The 16,932-nt window shown below is 69.0% G+C and carries 25 protein-coding genes and 1 pseudogene; 13 read left to right on the top strand and 13 right to left on the bottom strand.

The annotated features are described in order from the left end of the window. Nucleotides 1–119: 119 nt before the first annotated feature. The 3 genes from KBX46_RS24455 to KBX46_RS24445 all read left to right on the top strand — a co-directional run bounded on the left by KBX46_RS24455 (nucleotide 120) and on the right by KBX46_RS24445 (nucleotide 1,957). The gene (locus tag KBX46_RS24455; RefSeq protein WP_210794212.1) at nucleotides 120–431 is read left to right on the top strand and encodes a hypothetical protein; all 312 of its coding nucleotides are present in this window, start codon (nucleotides 120–122) and stop codon (nucleotides 429–431) included. Between the two features lie 124 nt (nucleotides 432–555). Continuing rightward, on the top strand, nucleotides 556–717 hold the full coding sequence (locus tag KBX46_RS24450) for a hypothetical protein (protein WP_210794211.1): 162 nt from the start codon (nucleotides 556–558) through the stop codon (nucleotides 715–717). Continuing rightward, a complete protein-coding gene (locus KBX46_RS24445) occupies nucleotides 704–1,957 on the top strand; it encodes a helix-turn-helix domain-containing protein (RefSeq protein ID WP_210794210.1) in 1,254 nt (417 codons plus the stop codon). Before KBX46_RS24450 ends, KBX46_RS24445 begins: the two co-directional genes overlap by 14 nt. A gap of 15 nt (nucleotides 1,958–1,972) precedes the next feature. On the opposite strand, the pseudogene KBX46_RS24440 reads toward KBX46_RS24445, so the two are convergent. Continuing rightward, nucleotides 1,973–2,113: pseudogene (locus KBX46_RS24440) on the bottom strand (VOC family protein); the annotation flags it as partial. 158 nt (nucleotides 2,114–2,271) lie between these two features. Here KBX46_RS24440 and KBX46_RS24435 point away from each other — a divergent pair. Continuing rightward, nucleotides 2,272–2,781, top strand: coding sequence for a DUF523 domain-containing protein (locus KBX46_RS24435; protein ID WP_210794209.1), 510 nt, complete (start codon nucleotides 2,272–2,274; stop codon nucleotides 2,779–2,781). A gap of 62 nt (nucleotides 2,782–2,843) precedes the next feature. Here the strand turns inward: KBX46_RS24435 and KBX46_RS24430 are convergent, their stop codons facing one another. Further along, nucleotides 2,844–3,497: a hypothetical protein gene (locus tag KBX46_RS24430; protein ID WP_210794208.1), complete on the bottom strand. Its 654-nt coding sequence runs from the start codon at nucleotides 3,495–3,497 to the stop codon at nucleotides 2,844–2,846. A gap of 211 nt (nucleotides 3,498–3,708) precedes the next feature. Here KBX46_RS24430 and KBX46_RS24425 point away from each other — a divergent pair, with 211 nt between their 5' ends. Beyond that, nucleotides 3,709–4,050: a GlsB/YeaQ/YmgE family stress response membrane protein gene (locus KBX46_RS24425; protein WP_210794207.1), complete on the top strand. Its 342-nt coding sequence runs from the start codon at nucleotides 3,709–3,711 to the stop codon at nucleotides 4,048–4,050. A 232-nt stretch (nucleotides 4,051–4,282) separates the two neighbouring features. Here the strand turns inward: KBX46_RS24425 and KBX46_RS24420 are convergent, their stop codons facing one another. From KBX46_RS24420 to KBX46_RS24410, 3 genes are read right to left on the bottom strand one after another with little or no spacing between them, the layout of a single operon-like run. Beyond that, nucleotides 4,283–4,705: a hypothetical protein gene (locus KBX46_RS24420; RefSeq protein WP_141909239.1), complete on the bottom strand. Its 423-nt coding sequence runs from the start codon at nucleotides 4,703–4,705 to the stop codon at nucleotides 4,283–4,285. An 11-nt stretch (nucleotides 4,706–4,716) separates the two neighbouring features. Then, the gene (locus tag KBX46_RS24415) at nucleotides 4,717–4,962 is read right to left on the bottom strand and encodes a hypothetical protein (protein ID WP_308159680.1); all 246 of its coding nucleotides are present in this window, start codon (nucleotides 4,960–4,962) and stop codon (nucleotides 4,717–4,719) included. Nucleotides 4,963–4,973: 11 nt separating this feature from the next. Beyond that, entirely contained in the window at nucleotides 4,974–5,351 is a 378-nt protein-coding gene (locus KBX46_RS24410; protein ID WP_210794205.1) for a DUF2089 domain-containing protein, read from the bottom strand. A gap of 118 nt (nucleotides 5,352–5,469) precedes the next feature. On the opposite strand from KBX46_RS24410, the gene KBX46_RS24405 reads away from it, so the two are divergent. Further along, a complete protein-coding gene (locus KBX46_RS24405; RefSeq protein ID WP_247668071.1) occupies nucleotides 5,470–5,949 on the top strand; it encodes a hypothetical protein in 480 nt (159 codons plus the stop codon). Nucleotides 5,950–6,015: 66 nt separating this feature from the next. Beyond that, nucleotides 6,016–6,639 (top strand): DUF6518 family protein, encoded by a 624-nt coding sequence (locus tag KBX46_RS24400; RefSeq protein ID WP_210794204.1) that lies wholly within the window; start codon nucleotides 6,016–6,018, stop codon nucleotides 6,637–6,639. Nucleotides 6,640–6,733: 94 nt separating this feature from the next. Here KBX46_RS24400 and KBX46_RS24395 read toward each other — a convergent pair whose 3' ends face one another. From KBX46_RS24395 to KBX46_RS24385, 3 genes are all read right to left on the bottom strand, one after another. Further along, nucleotides 6,734–7,756 (bottom strand): hypothetical protein, encoded by a 1,023-nt coding sequence (locus tag KBX46_RS24395; protein ID WP_210794203.1) that lies wholly within the window; start codon nucleotides 7,754–7,756, stop codon nucleotides 6,734–6,736. Nucleotides 7,757–7,870: 114 nt separating this feature from the next. Next, nucleotides 7,871–8,944 (bottom strand): glycoside hydrolase family 43 protein, encoded by a 1,074-nt coding sequence (locus tag KBX46_RS24390; RefSeq protein WP_308159679.1) that lies wholly within the window; start codon nucleotides 8,942–8,944, stop codon nucleotides 7,871–7,873. A 133-nt stretch (nucleotides 8,945–9,077) separates the two neighbouring features. Continuing rightward, nucleotides 9,078–10,100 carry an LD-carboxypeptidase gene (locus tag KBX46_RS24385; RefSeq protein ID WP_210794201.1) on the bottom strand — a complete coding sequence of 341 codons (1,023 nt, stop codon included), beginning with the start codon at nucleotides 10,098–10,100 and terminating at the stop codon, nucleotides 9,078–9,080. 83 nt (nucleotides 10,101–10,183) lie between these two features. Between KBX46_RS24385 and KBX46_RS24380 the strand changes: the two genes are divergently transcribed. Further along, complete coding sequence (locus tag KBX46_RS24380; RefSeq protein ID WP_210794200.1) at nucleotides 10,184–10,516, top strand: hypothetical protein; 333 nt, start codon at nucleotides 10,184–10,186, stop codon at nucleotides 10,514–10,516. A 28-nt stretch (nucleotides 10,517–10,544) separates the two neighbouring features. Here the strand turns inward: KBX46_RS24380 and KBX46_RS24375 are convergent, their stop codons facing one another. Both KBX46_RS24375 and KBX46_RS24370 read right to left on the bottom strand, forming a co-directional pair. After that, entirely contained in the window at nucleotides 10,545–10,826 is a 282-nt protein-coding gene (locus KBX46_RS24375; protein ID WP_210794199.1) for a hypothetical protein, read from the bottom strand. 31 nt (nucleotides 10,827–10,857) lie between these two features. Next, the gene (locus KBX46_RS24370) at nucleotides 10,858–11,577 is read right to left on the bottom strand and encodes a DsbA family protein (protein ID WP_210794198.1); all 720 of its coding nucleotides are present in this window, start codon (nucleotides 11,575–11,577) and stop codon (nucleotides 10,858–10,860) included. A 116-nt stretch (nucleotides 11,578–11,693) separates the two neighbouring features. Here KBX46_RS24370 and KBX46_RS24365 point away from each other — a divergent pair, with 116 nt between their 5' ends. Then, the gene (locus KBX46_RS24365) at nucleotides 11,694–12,125 is read left to right on the top strand and encodes a helix-turn-helix domain-containing protein (RefSeq protein WP_210794197.1); all 432 of its coding nucleotides are present in this window, start codon (nucleotides 11,694–11,696) and stop codon (nucleotides 12,123–12,125) included. 92 nt (nucleotides 12,126–12,217) lie between these two features. Here the strand turns inward: KBX46_RS24365 and KBX46_RS24360 are convergent, their stop codons facing one another. Both KBX46_RS24360 and KBX46_RS24355 read right to left on the bottom strand, forming a co-directional pair. Continuing rightward, nucleotides 12,218–12,598 (bottom strand): hypothetical protein, encoded by a 381-nt coding sequence (locus tag KBX46_RS24360; RefSeq protein ID WP_210794196.1) that lies wholly within the window; start codon nucleotides 12,596–12,598, stop codon nucleotides 12,218–12,220. Nucleotides 12,599–12,726: 128 nt separating this feature from the next. Further along, a complete protein-coding gene (locus tag KBX46_RS24355) occupies nucleotides 12,727–13,356 on the bottom strand; it encodes a TetR/AcrR family transcriptional regulator (protein WP_210794195.1) in 630 nt (209 codons plus the stop codon). Nucleotides 13,357–13,416: 60 nt separating this feature from the next. Here KBX46_RS24355 and KBX46_RS24350 point away from each other — a divergent pair, with 60 nt between their 5' ends. The 4 genes from KBX46_RS24350 (at nucleotide 13,417) to KBX46_RS24335 (ending at nucleotide 16,283) form a co-directional block, all read left to right on the top strand. Then, a complete protein-coding gene (locus KBX46_RS24350) occupies nucleotides 13,417–13,719 on the top strand; it encodes an antibiotic biosynthesis monooxygenase (protein ID WP_141909251.1) in 303 nt (100 codons plus the stop codon). Continuing rightward, nucleotides 13,716–14,711 (top strand): ATP-binding cassette domain-containing protein, encoded by a 996-nt coding sequence (locus tag KBX46_RS24345; RefSeq protein WP_210794194.1) that lies wholly within the window; start codon nucleotides 13,716–13,718, stop codon nucleotides 14,709–14,711. The genes KBX46_RS24350 and KBX46_RS24345 overlap by 4 nt, the downstream gene beginning before the upstream one ends. After that, nucleotides 14,708–15,535 (top strand): ABC transporter permease, encoded by an 828-nt coding sequence (locus KBX46_RS24340; protein ID WP_210794193.1) that lies wholly within the window; start codon nucleotides 14,708–14,710, stop codon nucleotides 15,533–15,535. The genes KBX46_RS24345 and KBX46_RS24340 overlap by 4 nt, the downstream gene beginning before the upstream one ends. 64 nt (nucleotides 15,536–15,599) lie before the next feature. Then, on the top strand, nucleotides 15,600–16,283 hold the full coding sequence (locus KBX46_RS24335) for a bifunctional 2-polyprenyl-6-hydroxyphenol methylase/3-demethylubiquinol 3-O-methyltransferase UbiG (RefSeq protein WP_210794192.1): 684 nt from the start codon (nucleotides 15,600–15,602) through the stop codon (nucleotides 16,281–16,283). Here the strand turns inward: KBX46_RS24335 and KBX46_RS24330 are convergent. Beyond that, nucleotides 16,273–16,875: a TetR/AcrR family transcriptional regulator gene (locus KBX46_RS24330; protein ID WP_210794191.1), complete on the bottom strand. Its 603-nt coding sequence runs from the start codon at nucleotides 16,873–16,875 to the stop codon at nucleotides 16,273–16,275. The genes KBX46_RS24335 and KBX46_RS24330 overlap by 11 nt on opposite strands. Nucleotides 16,876–16,932 lie beyond the last annotated feature (57 nt).

Raw genomic sequence — 16,932 nt, 5'->3', positions numbered from 1 at the left:
CTCTGCAATCCAGCGCGGCCGACCTGAACCCCGAGATCGACACTTCGGAAAAGTCACTTCCCGGACCCGCCACACCCCAGCCTAGAACAGCCCTCACCGCGGCCTCTTGACACAGAGGGGTGCCAGAGCAGGGCGAGTCCGGCAAGGTGATCGAGTTGTCCCGGACGATACGACCGCAGGTGCTTAAGGCATCGAATCGCCAACTGTCCTATTGGCTCGATATCGGGCGAGCGCTGGCGGACGGCGGCCGCCGCGACGTTGAGGCGCTAGCAGCATTCGTGCAGGCCGAGCGGGCAGCGCCGATCCCATTCGCCATCAACCCCCTCGCCCGCGACGCCGTAGTGACGCTGGCCCATCGCGCCCAGCGCCGAGCCATCCCAGACGACTTGCGTCTGCTCGCCGGCCGCATCGGCATCAACCTGGCCGCATAACTGGCAGTAATCACGGCATCACCAATCCACCCTACTGTCCGGTTTGGGACGTGAGCACGTCCCGACGGTCCAGCGCGGCGAGGAACGATCCTGAGCTGCTGGGCCTCCACCGGAGGAGGCGGGGATGAGCAGTCAGGATGACAAGGCTCCGGAGAACAATAGTGAGGCGGCCGAGCGGGAGGCCGCCAAACAGCGCCTCCTCGCCCAAGCCGAGGCGGAGCGCGTACCCGTAGACGACACGACCCGCGCGGTCCCGGACCGGCGGTGGCGGCGTGACCAACGATGACGTCCCGATCGGCCGCCGCGTGGCCCGCTGGCGGGTGCGGCGGTCGATGACGCAGCAGATGCTTGCCGACCGGCTGCGCAGGTCGAAGAGCTGGGTGGACAAGGTGGAGCGGGGTGCGCGCGCCCTGGACCGGTACTCGGTGATCCAGGAACTGGCCGACGTCCTGCGGGTCGACCCGGAAGTGCTGCTCGGCCAGCAGCGGCCGACGCCGGCCGGCCCGCCGGCCGGGGTGGACGACATCCGGGCCGTGCTCGCCCGCTACGGCATCCCGCAGGCCCCGGCCCAGACGATGGAGGAAGTCAGGAGGCAGGTTGGGTATGCCTGGTTGACCTATCAGCACGCGCACTACGGGCAGTTGGTGCGGGTGTTGCCGGGTCTGCTCGACGCCGCTCAGGGCGCGCGGGCGGCGGAGGTGCTGGTGCAGGCGTACCGGATCACCTCGTCGCTGCTGGTCAAGCTCGGCGAGGCCGACCTCGGGTGGCTGGCCGCCGACCGGGCGATGGCCGCCGCTGGCGACGACCCGATCCTGGCGGCAACGGCGGCCATCTCGGTAGCCCAGGCGCTCCGCGCGTCGAACCGCGACCGCCTGGCCCTGACCGCGACCCTCACCGCCGCAAACCGCATCCTCCCGCCCACCCCCAACCCGACCCCGTCCCGCTCCGGTGATCATGAGGTTGACGGGCCGGATGGAGATCAAACCACCCGCCAACCTCATGATCACGGGGGCGAGGGACGGGGGTGGTCGGCGGGGGAGCGGGCCGTGGGTGGGACGTTGCTGGTGCAGGGCGCGCTGGCCGCCGCCGGCTGCGGCGACGCCCGCCGCGCCGACGAGCTGATCGACCGGGTCGTGGGGGTCGCCACCAACCTTCGGGGGTACGACGACACGCACCGCACCAGCTTCGGGCCGATCGTCGTCGACCTGGCGCGGGTGCTGTGCGCGGCGCAACGGGGTGACGCCGACGAGGCGCTGCACAGGCACGTGACGGTGGTGCGGCGGGAGGCGTTCAGGCGGTTGCCGGCCGAGTATCGGGGCGCGTACCTGGTGGACGTCGCGCGGGCGTACCTGCAGGTGGGTGACGTGCGCGGGGCTGCCCGCGCCCTGGTGGACGCGGACAGTGTCGCGCCGGCTGAGGTTCGGTGCCGGCCGTTGGCGCGTACCGTGATCGCCGAGGTTGCTCGCGCGCAACCGGCGCCGGCCGGCGTGGCGCGACTCGCCACGCTGGTCGGGCTCACGAGGTGAAACCTCGCCGTCCTGCTATGCGCGGCCGACCCAGGTGGCGACGCACGCCTCGTTGCCCTCGGCGTCGGCCAGGACCCACCACAAAGGTGCGTGCGCGTCGGAGAGCAGGTTGCCGCCGGCGGTCAGGGCGGCGGCGATGCGAGCCTCTGCCTGATCGAGCGCGACAGGTCGCATGGATTGCGGCAGATTCTCGCGTCTGGTCTTGGTTTGGACGTTGCGGTGTCGGTCAGCCATCTCCGCCAGGCCGTGGCGGATGCTGGTCCTGGGTCAGCTTCTCCGTCAATCGCGTCGGCCCGGTGCTACGGTTCGGAACCGTGCTGAAGGTGCTTGTCAGCGGATGCTTGCAGGGGCGGGCGCTGCGTTACAACGCGACATATGTGCCGGTGAACTCGCTGATCTGGGACCGCTGGTCGGCCGAAGGACGCCTCGTGCGGTTCTGTCCGGAGGTCGCGGTGGGCTTTCCCATTCCTCGCCCGCCCGCCGAGATAGTAGAGGGGACTGCGGGAGACGTTCTCGCGGGTTCCGCGCGGGTTGAAGAAGCCACCGGCGCAGACGTCACCAACCTGTTTAGGCTCGCCGCTCGACGAGCACTGGACCGGGCGGTAGAGGCAGGCGTCGCGCTCGCGATCCTTGTCGACGGCAGCCCAACCTGCGGCAGTAGCGTGATCTATGACGGCTCATTCACCGGCCGTACCGTGCCCGGACGGGGAGTAGCCGCAGAGGAACTGCTACGTCACGGCATACCGGTGTTCCACGAAGGGCAGCTTGCGCAAGCCGCAGCGATGCTCGCTGACCTGGAGAAGTCAGAGCGCTGCACCGGCTAGCGAGCCCAGCGCCGTCAGCGGTCGGCAAGTCGGCCACAGGTCCGGAAGATGTCTCTCATCTTTCACGACCACCGTGCACATTCGACGTCGAGGCGTGGGTCGGTACGCACCCAGACTTCGCCCCCGACGGCCCCGGCCGGGGCGTCGACCCGTTCGAGCCCGAGGAACTCGATCAACTGGAGAAGTTCGGCTCGATCGGCTCGGTCATCGTCGACATCATGCGAGTCGAAGAAGACGTAATGCTTGTCGCTCGGGTCGACGACGCCGGAATCTGCCCAGATCCGGCCGACTTCTTCGATTGCCGCTGCTTCCGTCGTGAACGTGGCGGCGCGGGCGGCACCGCGGGTCTCCGGCGACGCGTCGAGGTCGGAGAGGTCGGAGAACCACTGGCCGAAGTGGTCGAGGCCGGCATATCCGTTCTCGAAGAACAGCATCGCGCTCGGAAGGTAGCGGTTGGCCCTGTCGACCCGTAGGTGTTCCGACCGAGGTTTGTCCGCATCCTTGATCCGGGAGATCACACCCAGACGGGGCATGAGTACCAGACTCTGCCTTGCCGCTTCGTCAGTGATGGTGTAGGTGTCAGACTCTCGACCCCGGAAGAACGCGGAGAACGCCACGTAGGCCTCTTGAGGGTCGCCCACGGAGACGTGTTGATCGTTGCCATCACCGACGGCGAAGACCAACTGCTTCGGTCCGGGACTGTAGGGGCGGGCCATGTGCGTCCTTCGGTCACGTGGGATAGATCCAGCAGCGTAGTGGATCGAGGGGGCATGTCCGCGGCCCTGATCAGAGGCGTGCTGTGCGCGCTTACCCTGCGCCAGCGACCAGCTGCCCGCAAGCCCTGAACCAGACCGCGATCGAGCGGGGGTTTCCCCGAACGTGAGATTCGGGCATGTACCTGGGCACTGCTGGAGGGGAGATTCGGCAATGCTGGTAACTGGTTATCTCGGCGCGGTGCTCATCGGTGCGCTCGTCGGTCTGCTCGGCCGACTCATCCTGCCGGGGAGGCAGCGGATCGGTCTCTTCGCCACGTTCGTCATCGGCGTCGGCTCGGCGGTGCTGGGCACCGTGGTTGCCCGGGCGCTCGATATCGACGACGGAGCCGGCGTGAAGGTGTGGGTGCTGCGCTGGGACTGGGTCGTGCTCGCGATCCAGGTCGGCGTCGCGATCATCGCCGTGGCGCTGGCGAACATGCTCACCTTCACCCGGCTTGCCGGCGGCGACGAGAAGCCCCGTCGGCGGGTCCGCCGCAGCCAGGCCAAGGGCTGAACGGGCGAGCCACCCCGGGTGGCCGCGACGTGCGCTGCCCTGTCGTCGGCTGTCCCAGCCGACCTGTCCGGGATGCCAGCGGAGGGACCACCCGTCCGAGTGGTCCCTCCGCTGGTTTGCTGGTGAGTGGCTAAACTTCAGATTGGCAGTTCACCTGTGCTCTGCTGCGGCGGGCGCAGCCTCGGGAGGGTGTTCCAGCACCCTCTCGAGGTGCCGTCCCATCAGACGGCGCCTACTCGCAGAAGACCCGCACTGTGGCATCGGGGGAGTCCACCTCCACGGTCACCTCGTCGAGGTGCTCCACGAGCGCCTCCAACTGCTCGGGCTTGAGCTGCGTCAGGTCGATCGGCACACCCGAGTCGCTGAGTGAGGCGTTGGCCTTTACCAGGGCCTGCGGCGGGACCAGCGCCGCCAGCCGTACGCCGGCCCGCAGCAGTTGCAGCGGCACCCGCACGTTGACCCGCGACGGCTCGCCGTTGTCGGTGGCGTCCACCACCACCCGCAGGTACTTCACCTTGCCCTTCTGTCGGACGTCGTGACTCGTCGTCGCCGGTGCCTGGTCCCGTTCGAGGGCGGCGATGAGCTGCTCCGCCTCCTCGGCCGTGATCTTGCCGGCGGCCAGCATGTCGAGGATGTCCTTGCGTTGTTCGGTCATGCGAACCTCTCCTATCGGATAGCCACGAGCACGGCCGTGCGGCCCTGCTCGATGTCGAAGCGGGCGCCGGGCAGCGCGGAGATGACACGCCAACCGGCGCCGAGCGCCCGCACCACACCGATGCGGAACACGACGCAGGCCACGATCGCCGCCAGCACGACCAGGACCACGACCGGGAAGAGCACGAGCACCACGGGAAGCACCGGAACCCAGACGCGGATGGGTCGGCGGTCCGGGCGGTTGACCCTCACGGTCACCAACTGCGGCATCACGACCGGCCGTCCAGCTCGCCCAACGCCTGCTGTGCGGTGATCTCACCGCGGCGCAGCCTGTCGATGATGTCGGCCCGCGACGGCGCCGGGTCGGTCTCGACGAAGTCGAGCATCTGCGTGATCCGGTTGAGTCGTGACTTGATCGTCGGGTAGCTCACCCCGAAGATGCGTTCCATCTCCTTGATCGAACCGTGGCAGCGCACGAACGCCGTGACGAAGACCTGATCCTCGATGTTGAGCTGAGCCAGTTGGGGTGGCTCGAACTCGCCCTCGATCGCGACGCCGTTGCTCGCCAGGCGCACCCGCTCGACGACGAACGGCTGCCCTCGCGTCAGGCTGGTGAGTTCCTGCCAGTCCATCGCCTGCTCTGTCATACACAATTTGTAGCGCTGAAATTCTTAACTTACAAGAGCTTGATCTTAACTTTCTTAAGGTGGCGCCGCTCGGGGCGGTGGAGGTGAGTAACGGGATGCAACGGGCGGGGAGCGGGCCGTGGGTGGGACGTTGCTGGTGCAGGCCGTGCTGGCCGCCGCCGGCTGCGGCGACGCCCGCCGCGCCGACGAGCTGGCCGACCGGGCCGCGGGCGTCGCCACCAACCTTCGGGGGTACGACGACACGCACCGCACCAGCTTCGGGCCGATCGTCGTCGACGTGGCGCGGGTGCTGTCGGCGGGGCAACGGGGTGCCGCCGACGAGGCGCTGCACAGGCATATGACGGTGGTGCGGCGGGAGGCGTGGCGGCGGCTGCCGGCCGAGTATCGGGGCGCGTACCTGGTTGATGTCGCGCGGGCGTACCTGAAGGTGGGTGACCTGCGTGGCGCCGCACGCGCCCTGGTGGACGCGGACAGCGTCGCGCCGGCCGAGGTTCGGTGCCGGCCGTTGGCGCGTACGGTGATTGCCGAGATCGCCCGCGCGAACCCGGCGCCGGCCGGCGTGGCGCGACTGGCGACGCTGGTTGGCCTCACCCACTGACTGGCTGCGGCTTCGGGGGAGGGCCGACCAGGTCAGTGCGGGGCATACTCGGTATGCTCTGCCGCCATGCGACCTGGCGACCGTGCGGTGGCGCTCGCCTCCGTGGTGGGCGGATTCCTGCTCGGCTTTCTCGACTTCTGCTGGATCAAGTGGCTGCCGTATCCCTTCGCGGAACTCGGCAACTCCACAGCGACCTGGGCGGTCGCTGCCTTCTTCTTCGGCTACTGGGCGCGGTCCGGGTGGCTGCGTTCGGCACTCGGTGCCGCCGTCCTGCTCGTCGTCGCGGTGCCCAGCTACTACCTGGCGGCGGCGCTCCTGCAGGACGACGACCTCGCGGTGCTCTGGGCACCGTCGTCGCTGGTCTGGATGTTCTTCGGCGTGCTCGCCGGAGTGGTCTTCGGCGCCGGCGGGACGTGGGCGCGTGGTGAGGGGTGGCGGCAGGTCGTCGGGGTGGCGCTGCCGGCCGCCGTGTTCTTCGAGGAGGCGGCCCGATTTGCCGGCAAGGCGACCGACCCCGACCACGGGGCCGCCGTGTGGTGGAACGTGGTCATCGACCTTGCGTTGGGCCTGGTGATCGTGGTGCTGACCGGCGGGTCGCATCGACGGCGGGCCCTCGCCGTCGCGGTGGCCGTGCCGCTGGCCGGCGCGATCCTGGTGAGCTTCGCGGTGGCCGGCCGGATCTTCTCGTAGTCGTTCCGGTAGGAGATCGGGGCTCGGGTCGTGGCGACGATGGCCCGGGCCGAACGTCCGACCTGGGCCACCGCCGTTGCGAGTACGGACCGGGTCAGCCGCAGATCCACCGGACCGGGGTCGAGTAGTGGTTGCCGTACGCGACGTCGTCGTCGCTCAGGCCGGTGATGTCGGCAACCGAGTACGGAGACGGACCGAATGGCAGCGCGCGGTCGATGCCGTCCTGCCGAAGCCACTGCTGGTTCTCGTAGGTCTGCTCGTAGGCGACCGAGCCACGCGCGTTGACCGCGTGCGCCACGGCCCCCTCAGCGAGCAGGACCGGGGCTGTTCTGGGCGCCCACGCGAGAACGAGTTGGCGGGACCCGGTGTATTCCTGGCCCACCACCACACCCGCGCTGATCCCGGTCAGCGCCCAGGTGGTGTCCGGACCGGGCGCGTAGCCGGGCAGCAGCTCAGGCTGGGCGTTGGGCGCCCAACGCACCGGCTTCTCGGACAGGTAACCGATGACGGTGCCGTCGACGTCGACATCGATCGCCCGACTGTCGCCGGAACCCGGCAGGACCCGGACGCTGTTGTCCGCCGCCCAGGTCACCGCCGTCGGCTGCCCGTCGGCGAACCGCACCCACCCGACCACGGTGCCGTCCCCGGCGATGGCGCTCGCGATGGTCTGCACACTGCCCGGCAGGCCTGGCAACGCGGTCACCTGCCCAGCGGAGTACCGCCACGCGGTGCTGCGGTAGAGCCCGTCCTCGGAGGAGGTGTTGCCGACAAAATCGCCCTGCTCGTTGACGTCCGTCGGTGAGCCGGTCGGCGGGCCGAGGTTGGTCGGCACACCCGCGTCCCACCGGATGAGGTGTTCGCGCCAGGAGGTGTCCGTCCCGTGCGCGATCTGGAACCGGCCGCTGGGGTCGGCGTGCATGACCGTGATCCGCTGCCACGCCCCGGCGGGCAGCCGCAGATCCTCACGGACGCAGGGCGGGCCCACCCCGGCGGCCCGCGTGGCCACCTCCGCCACCTCCGCCACCTCAGCCGCCGAGGCGGCCGACGGCAGGGCGGTCACCGCCGCCACCACCGACGCCACAGCCATCAGCTCGGCGATGCCTGGTCGAATCCTCATCGAAATCCCCCGTGTCTCAACAGATGACATGTGTCGCCGTCGATCTTAGGGAACTCGGACAAGCGTCGATGACCCGCTGCGGGATTGTCTGTTCGGCGGGTGCCCGCGGCGCGGTCACTCGAAGAACTTGATGCTGAACCCGGTGTCGGCTGTCGGGCCGGGCACATTGGCGCGGCGGTAGGTGGCGTTGCCCCACCAGCAGAAGGTGCCCGTGTACCAGTGCCGGTTCGCCCAGGAATACGCGGTGCCCTTGGGTACGCCGTGGTACATCAGCGGGAACCTCGGCCCGGCGGGCGGGCTCGTGGCGATGTCGCCGTTGAGCAGCACGAAGCTGTGGTGACCGGGCCCGTTGACGTACAGGGTGGGATCCCAGCCGGCCATCATGGTGGACCGGTTCGAGCCGAACAGGCAGCCGTTCGACTTGTACCAGTCCCACACGTACGTGGGGTCGCCTCCGGCGCGCAGTCGCAGGTCGGCGAGGCAGTACTGGTCACTCCAGCTGCCGTTGGCGGAGTAGACGATGTGCAGCTGCCCGTTGGGGTCCCGGATCGCCTCGGGGGACTCGTTGATGAACGGGTTGCCGACGACGCGCTCCCAGCTCTCGCGTGGCTGGGAGATGACGTACCGGCTGCCGGTCGGCGTGAGCGGGTCACTCATCCGGCTGAGGTAGATGTTCTGCTCGATGTTGGTGTCGCCGGCCCAACCCGACCACACGAACCACCGCTGCCCGTTGAAGGTGAACAGACTGCCGTCGATGGCCCACTTGCCGCCGGGCAGCGCGAGCTGCCGCTCGGCCGTGTAGCCGCTGGCCGGTGACGCCGAGTGGATCGCGTACATGCGGTGGGCGGTGCCGCGCCCGGCCGAGAAGTAGATGTAGTAGCGGCCACCATCGGTGACGATCTCCGGGGCCCAGACCTCACCGAGGTTGCGGCTGTCCGTCCAGACCTGCCGCGCGGCCGCGGCGGCCAGCGCGTCGGGGGAGGCTGCCTGCCGTACGGCGATCCCGCCGTTGAGCGACTGGACGGAGATGTAGGTGGCACCGACGCGGATCACGCTCGGGTCGGCGGCCCGCAGGCTGGTCTGCCCGGCCGCCGCCGGCCCGGCACCGACCAGGGACAGGCCGGTGGCGAGCACGACAGTCAGCAGGATGGAGAGGAGCCGTGGAAGGGTTCGGTTACCGACGTTCACGATCGGTGTTCCTCTCCTCGAACCGACATAATCGATTGTCATAGATTAGTTCACGACTTGGCGGGCCACAGCGTTGGTTGCCAGAACCTGAACCGACCGCGGGCACATCGAGGCTGCGGGCCTTCTGATCGGCTCAGCGGCTCGATGCCGTGGTCGGGTGCGGCCGCACCGCCGGTTCGAGCAGCGACAACGTCCGCTGCCCCGCGTCGACGGCGACGCGGATGCCAACCGGCATCGGCAGATTCGGGCCGGCGTGTCCGAACTCGACGTTGCCCAGGACCGGGATGTCACGGTTGCCGAGGACGTCGAGGACTATCTCCGGCAGGGTTGGGGACTGGTCGGGCGCCCCGAGCCCGTCGATTGCATGCGGGACTCCCACGACCATGCCGGCGATCCGATCGAGGATCCCGCAGTGCCGCAACACCTGCAGATCGCTCCACACCCACGACGCGTAGCCGCCCATCTCCTCCCAGAAGAGCACCGCGCCGTCGAACCAATCGAGAGGCAGCGCGTACCGCGTCGCCTGCGCCCGCATGATGCGATTGAGCACCCCACCGATCAGCGGGCCCTCGGCGCGACCGGCACGCCAGCACTCCCACGACGGCGTGACCGGCAGCGCGCCGATCGCCTCCGTCCCGGTCAGCAGCGTCACGTAGAGCTTTTCCAGCTCGGCTTGGCGCGCTGCGGGCGCACGCTGCCATGCCCCGCCGAGCCCGGGTGTGGCCATGTCGGCGTGGAACCCGACCAGACCCGTGCGTGCGTAGAGCACCAGATGCAGCAGTGAGACGTCGCTGTAGCCGAGGATCGGCTTGGGATCGGCAACGATCGCGTCAACGTCGATCAGGTCGAGGTAGCCGAGCGCCGTCTGACCGCCGTCATGCGCCACGATGGCGCGCACCTCAGGGTCACGCAGCAAAGCGTTGAACTCTGCGGCGATCTCCGTCGGCGTGCCCGCGCTCCACCAATGGTGACGCCCCGCTTCGAGCAGCGGTGCTCGGCGTACGCGGAATCCCATCCGTTCGAGCACGGCCACCGCCTGGTCGAGATCGGGCTCGTAGACGGCTTGCAGCGGCCCAGACAGCGATGCGATGACGATGAGATCTCCGGGCCTCAGAGCACGAGGCCGAAGGAGTTGCGGGAGCGCAGGACCAGGCACCGCCGCAGTGTTCCAACACGGTACGAACCATGCAACGTTGTTCGATCCTTGGCCCGGGCGCAGGTGCGCTAGCGTGTGGCCCCATGGGATCCGTGGACGTGGCCTTGGCCGTCGTATGCGCCGCCGCCAACCTGGCCATGGCCGCCGTTCTGCTCGTCAAAAGCCGTGGCGGCACGACTGTGCCCCGGATCTTCGGCCGCCCGCAGCACCTTCCACGCCTGCGGGCCGCGATGTACGCCTGCATCGGGCTGGGGCTGGGCGTGGGCTGGCTCGTCAAGGACGTCTTCCCGCCGCGCTCCACGGGCGACACGGTGGTGTACAACGTGGTGAGGGTCCTGCTGGTCGCTGGTGTCATCACCGCACTGCTGGGTGCCTTCCGGTACCCGCGGTCCCTCAGTGACAAGGCGGCTCGCTAGGCGTTGGCCCGCTGAGGGCGTCAGCCACTCATCGCTGCGACGAATCGCGTTGAGCGTCGCTCGTCCATTCGGCGAAAGTCGTGAGGGGAATGCCGAGGGCTCGCGGCGCTGGTGCGGCCGCCCGCCGGTAGCGCTGCCACAGCCCCGCGTACTCCGGGCGGGCCGGCTGCCCGACCACGTTCATCTGTTCGTGGGAGAGGCCGGCCCGCTCCGGCATCCCTGCGGCGACCGCCTCCTCCTCGGTCATGTCCGGGTCGATCATGGAGTTGTGGTGCCCGTTTGCAAACGGGTCGCGGCTCTTGTCACCCACCACAAGTCCATGATCGACGGGCGCGGGCGGCTCAGCTGGTGCGGTCGGGTACGGCACAGCCGTCCGGGGTGCACACGTCACCGGTGCCGGCAAGGGTCGGCAGGGGTTGTGGCGTGGGATGGCTCTCGGCCCACGCCTTGGCGATGACCGCGAGCAGGTCGTCGATGCCGATCGCTCCGGGAACGGCGAAGCGGCCGTCGAACACGAGGAAGGGCGCGCCTCGTGCCCCGAGGCGCTCTGCCTCGCGCTGGTCGGTCGCCACCCGGGCGCGGTAGCGGCGGCTGCGCAGGGCCTCAGCGGCGTCGGCGCGGTCCAGGCCCACCTCGGCGGCGAAGTCGAGGACCTCGTCGGCGGTCCACAGCTTGCGGGCCTGCCCGAAGTGCGCGCGGAACATCGCCGTCCAGATCTCGGCGCCGCGGCCCTGGTCGGTCGCGTAGGCGAGCAGTTCGTGGGCCAGGTCAGTCGGCCCGAGCGTGCGATCCACCGCGTGGTAGGGAGTCAGGCCCTCTGCCTCGGCGGCCCGTTCGATGGGCCGCAGGACCCGGTCGACGGTCGTCGCGGGGGCTCCGGCCATCGTGATCAACTCTCGTTGACTGACGCCCTCGCGGGGCAGGTCGGGGTGGAGCTGGAAGGACCGGTGGACCACCTGCACCTGATCGCCGTACGGGAACCGGTCCAGGGCCTGGTGGAGCCGGTGGTCCATCAGCCCGCAGTACGGGCAGACGATGTCCGACCAGAACTCGATCTTCATTGCACTCCTCCTCTATTCTCACTTCTTGTTCGTAACACCATGATGCATGAGAATTGGAAGGCCACAAAAGGTACATTCATGTTCGTGGCAAGGGGCTGACGGAGAGGTGGCAGGGGATGAGCGCAGGGGATCTTCGGCGCAGGCGTACCAACGTCCGGGCTAACGTCCGGGCGGCTCCGGGGCCCTGTGCCCACTGGAACGACGAGGACGCCGACTTCATCCGCGAGGTCCTGGACCTCGTCGGCGACAAATGGAGTGTGCTGATCATCGGCACGCTCGCCGACGGGCCGGTCCGCTACTCGGATCTGGGTGGCGCGATCCCCGGCATCTCACAGCGGATGCTGACGCTGACCTTGAAGCACCTCCAGCGCACCGGCCTCGTCACCCGGACCTCGTATCCCGAGGTTCCGCCCCGCGTCGAGTACGCCCTCACCGAGCTGGGCAGGTCACTGCTCTCCACCGTCCTGGCGCTGGCGGCCTGGTCGGCCGACCATCATGCCGAGATCCGCCGCCACCAGATGACGTACGACAACGGCAACACGGACTGACGCTGGCCGATCATGGAGTTGTGGTGCCCGTCCGGGGATGAATTGTGGCTTTGCGGACCACCACAACTCCATGATCGACCGGGTTCGGGGCGTCATTGAGCCGCCCGACGCCGGGCGAGTGCGTCGCGTACGGCGAAGACGACCAGTGCGAGCGGCACGAAGACCCACAGTTGAAGAACGGTGTAGCGGCGCAGCTCCCGGTCGATGTCGACACCGGTGAGTTCGGCGTCGAGGGCGCCGGGTCTCGTCAGTGCGATCGCGTGGATGGACAGTGGCGCGTAGTTGAGCCCCGCCCCGGTGAACCACAGGCCGATCGCCCGGCTGCCGAGGCTGCTCGACGACGCCAGCAACCAGATGCCCAGCGCCACCATGGCAACCACGCCGACCAGGAACTCGGTCAGGATGATGCGCTGTCGGCGGGCGGTGCCTCGGGTGCCGTGCATGTCGACGGCCGCCAGGCGACGAACGTTCATCGAACGATGATGCCACCGGCGGGCAGATCACCGGGCCTCGCTCGCGCGCCCACCCGTACGTCAGGGCACGGGTTGGTGGCAGGACGCGGTTCGGCCGGTCTTGAGTTCGCGGTAGCCGAAAGCTCGTCCTAGGCGCAGAGCTGCGCGTGGAGCGTGTCGTAGACCCACTGTTCCCAGCGATCTTGGGTCCAGGCTCGTTCGCGGACGAACAGCAGGTACAACTGCGGGCTCAGTAGGCCGAAGAGCAGGTCGGCAGCGTGCTCGACGGGCAGGTCGGCCTTGGCGCCGGGCTTGGCCACGAGGCTGCGCGCCGCGACGGTCTGGACTTCGAGTCGCGGATCGGCGTCCTGCGGCCACATGCTGGCCAGACTCGGATCCTGCGCGCCGGCGGCGCTTAGTACGTCCATGATCGGCGCGACCCGCTGGAGCACCTCGCAGGTGCCTCGCACGTGTGCCCGCAAATGCGCCTCGGCAGTGTCGGTCGCGAGGGCGTCGAGGAACCAGGTCCGCTGCATCGTGGAGATGGGCTCGTCGTCGCCGGCGATGGTGACGTCAACCAGCTCCTTGAGCAGCGAGGGCTTGTTGCCGAAGGCGAAGTAGATGGTCTGTACGGCGACGTCGCCGCGCTCGGCGATGCCTTGCAGCGTCGTGGCTCCGTAGCCCTGAGCGACGAACAGTTCGTAGGCGGCCTGGAGGATCCGTCGCCGGGTCTGCCGGGACTTCTCGCCTTTCTTGCCGGTGCTCTTGACCCGTTGCATACCTGTACCTTAACACTAGAGTTAAGCTCTAGAGAACGACTCTAAAGAAGAGGTGCGGAGATGGCTCTCATCCGGACGACACGATTCACGGCCGACCCCGCTGACGCCGACGCGGTGCTGGAGCGGCGCACGAAGCTCATCGAAGCGATCCGGGCGGCATTCGCCGGTCCGACCGAGACCCGACTGATCCGCGTCGACGAGCGGACCTGGGTGGACATGTGGCGGTGGGACTCGCCCGAGGCCCTGCAAGCGGCCCTCACCGGAGCGCCGAGCCTGCCCGAGGCCGCCGCGGCGTTCGCCGTCGCCCGTGATGTCAGCGCGGAGCAGGGCGAGCTGGTCGACGAGGACGGCTGGACCCGATGACGAACTCCAGCGACCTGGCCGTCGAAGCTACGGGCCTGGTAAAGACGTTCGGCGCGACCCGAGCCGTGGACGGTATCGACCTGAGCATCCCCGCGGGCTCGGTGTACGGGTTTCTCGGTCCCAACGGCGCCGGCAAGACGACCACGATCCGCATGCTGGCCACGCTGTTGCGCCCCGACGCGGGTAGCGCGCGGGTGTTCGGCCACGACGTGGTCAGCCACGCCGCTGCGGTACGTGACCGGATCAGCCTGACCGGCCAGTACGCCTCGCTCGACCATGGGCTCACCGCACGGGAAAACCTCGTTCTCCTCGGTCGGCTGCACGGCCACTCCCGTGCTGGCACGGCAGCCCGGGCCGAGGAGCTGCTGAACGCCTTCTCTCTGACCGAGGCGGCCGACCGTCTGGTCGAGACGTACTCCGGCGGCATTCGGCGCCGGCTGGACATCGCCGCCGGACTCATCGTCACCCCCGACCTGCTGTTCTTGGACGAGCCCACCACCGGGCTGGACCCGCGCAGCCGCAACGACGTGTGGAACGTGATCCGGGTCCTCGTCGCCGAGGGCGCCACGGTCCTGTTGACCACCCAGTACCTCGACGAGGCGGACCAGCTCGCCGACCGCATCGCCGTCATCGACCACGGCACCCTCATCGCCCAGGGCACCAGCAGCCAACTCAAGGCATCGGTCGGAGGTGGCACCCTGCACGTCCGTCTGGCCGAACCTGACGACTGGGCCGCCGCCGAACGGTTGCTGAGCCAGGCGTTGCACGGGCCCGTGGCGCTCGGCTCCGATCCAGCCGCCGTGACCGCACAGGTGCCGGAAAGCGGGCCGGCCGCCGCCGCGGCAGCGGTGCACGCGCTGGCCGAGCTGTCGCGAGCCCGGGTCGAGGTCACCGAATTCACCCTCGGACAGCCCAGCCTGGACGAGGTGTTCCTCGCCCTGACCGGCCGTCCGGCCACTGCGGACGGCGCCCGAAAGGAGAAGACCGCATGACCACGCTCGACAGTGTCACCGGCGCCCGACGGCCCGGGGCAGTGCTCGCCACCCGCCCACGACCGTCCCGGCCCAGCACCCTGACCGCCAGCCTGGCGTTCACCCGACGCGCTCTGCTGAAGATCAGGCGTACCCCCGTCCAGATCTTCGACATTGCCGTCCACCCGGTCGTGTTCACCCTGATGTTCACGTACCTGTTCGGCGGCGCGGTCGGCGGATCGACCGGCACGTACGTCGGCTACCTGGTCCCGGGGATCCTCGTGATGACACTGCTGGTGACCACCGGCACCACCGGCGCCGCGCTCAGTATCGACCTCGCCAGCGGCGCGTTCGACCGGTACCGCACGCTGTCGATCCGACCCGCCGCACCACTCATCGGGGCAATGCTCAGCGACACCGTACGGTACGTGCTCGCCTCGGCGGTGGTCGTGGGGCTCGGTCTCGCACTGGGGTTCCGCCCACACGGCAACGTCCTCGGTGTGGTGGCCGCGGTGTTGCTTGTCGTCACCTTCAGCGTCAGCCTGTCCTGGGTGTGGACAACGCTGGCGCTGCTCATGAAGTCACCCGGCGCCGCGCTCGGCGTGACCCAGGCGCTGCTGTACCCGCTGTCGCTGTTCAGCAACATCTTCGTCGACCCGGCCACGCTGCCCGGATGGCTGCAAGCCTTTGTCGATGTCAACCCGGTCACCCACCTGGTGACCGCCGCCCGAGAGCTGATGGCCGGCGGCACACCCGGCCTCCAGCTCGCCTGGATCCTGATCGCCTGCGCGGTGCTGACGGCGGTCTTCGCGCCGCTGTCGGTGCGCCTGCTCCGCAGCAGCTGACGACACATCACGGCACCGAGGGGTGCTGGCCGCACCCCTCGGCCGCCGACTCGAAGGAGACAAGATGATCGACACGACAGCCGCTGAGCAGCGCTGGCTGAGCACCCTCTGGCCCTTCGTGCAAGCTCACCTGCCACCGGCACCATCCCATGTGGTGGAGATCGGATGCGGCCCGACCGGCGGCTTCGTCCCGGCCATGCGGGAGCACGGCTATGACGCCGTGGGCGTGGATCCAGCCGCACCGCCCGAGCCTGGCTTCCATCAGACGGAGTTCGAAAACCACGAGGGGACCCGCCCGGTCGACGCGATCGTGGCTTGTGCCTCGCTGCACCACGTCAGTGACCTCGACCGGGCACTCGACCGAGCCGCGGCGGCCCTCGCGCCGGGCGGCGTGCTCATCATCGTCGAGTGGTCGTACGAGAAGTTCGACGAGGCAACCGCACGATGGAGCTTCGACCGGTTGCCCGACAACGGCGAGCACGGCTGGCTACACCACCACCGGGAGCTGTGGCTCGCATCTGGGCAACCCTGGCATACCTACCTCGATGACTGGGCCGAACGCGAGGGCCTGCACAACGGCCACGCCATCGTCCAAGCGCTCCAGGCCCGGTTTCACACCCGGCTGCTCACCGAGGCCCCCTATCTCTTCCCCGACTTGTACCCCAGTTCGGTAACCCACGAGCGGGCGGCCGCACACCGAGGCGAGATCCGAGCCACGGGCATCCGTTACATCGGAGTCAAGCCGTGACGGTCGCCGCGCCGCCCGCATTCGGCGCGGTGAACTGGGTGACGAGGAAGTCGAGTCGTGCGTCCTGGCCCTCTGGGGGGATGCGGCCGGTCTCCGACAGGACGGCCATGCCGTGCAACGCGCTCCAGGTGACCTCGGCGATGAGTTCGCGGCGCTCGTCGTCCGGGTCGAAGCAGCTGACGAACTCGTCGAAGCCCGCCCGCAGGGGAGCCGGTGTCTCGGGGCTGGCGAACCTCAGGTCGGTGGGCAGGACGAACATGGCCTGGTAGAGGGCGGGTCGTTCGGTGGCGAAATCCAGGTAGGCGCGGCAGACGGCACGCAGGGCCTGCCCCGGCTCGGGGGCGGCCAGTCTCGCGCGGCGCAGGTGGGCGGCGAGTTCGCCGAAGCCGTCGATGGCGACGGCGCTCACGATCGCTTCCTTGCCGTTGAAGTGGCTGTAGAGCACCGGCTGGCTGTATTCGACGCGTTCGGCCAGGCGTCGCGTCGTCACCGCTTCCCAGCCCTCGGTCTCCGCGAGTTCGCGCGCGGCCGTGACGATCAGCTGGTGACGGTGGGCGCGTTCGCGTTCGCGGCGCTCGTTGATGCCGGACATGACTGCATCCTAGCAACGCTTGACTTCCTATCGAAGCTAGATCTAGCGTTGCTAGAA

Source organism: Micromonospora sp. C81 (assembly GCF_018070425.1).
Taxonomy (GTDB): Bacteria; Actinomycetota; Actinomycetes; order Mycobacteriales; family Micromonosporaceae; genus Micromonospora; species Micromonospora zamorensis.
The sequence above is the reverse complement of the archived record's forward strand: the minus strand, read 5'-3'. Positions and strand labels throughout refer to the sequence as shown.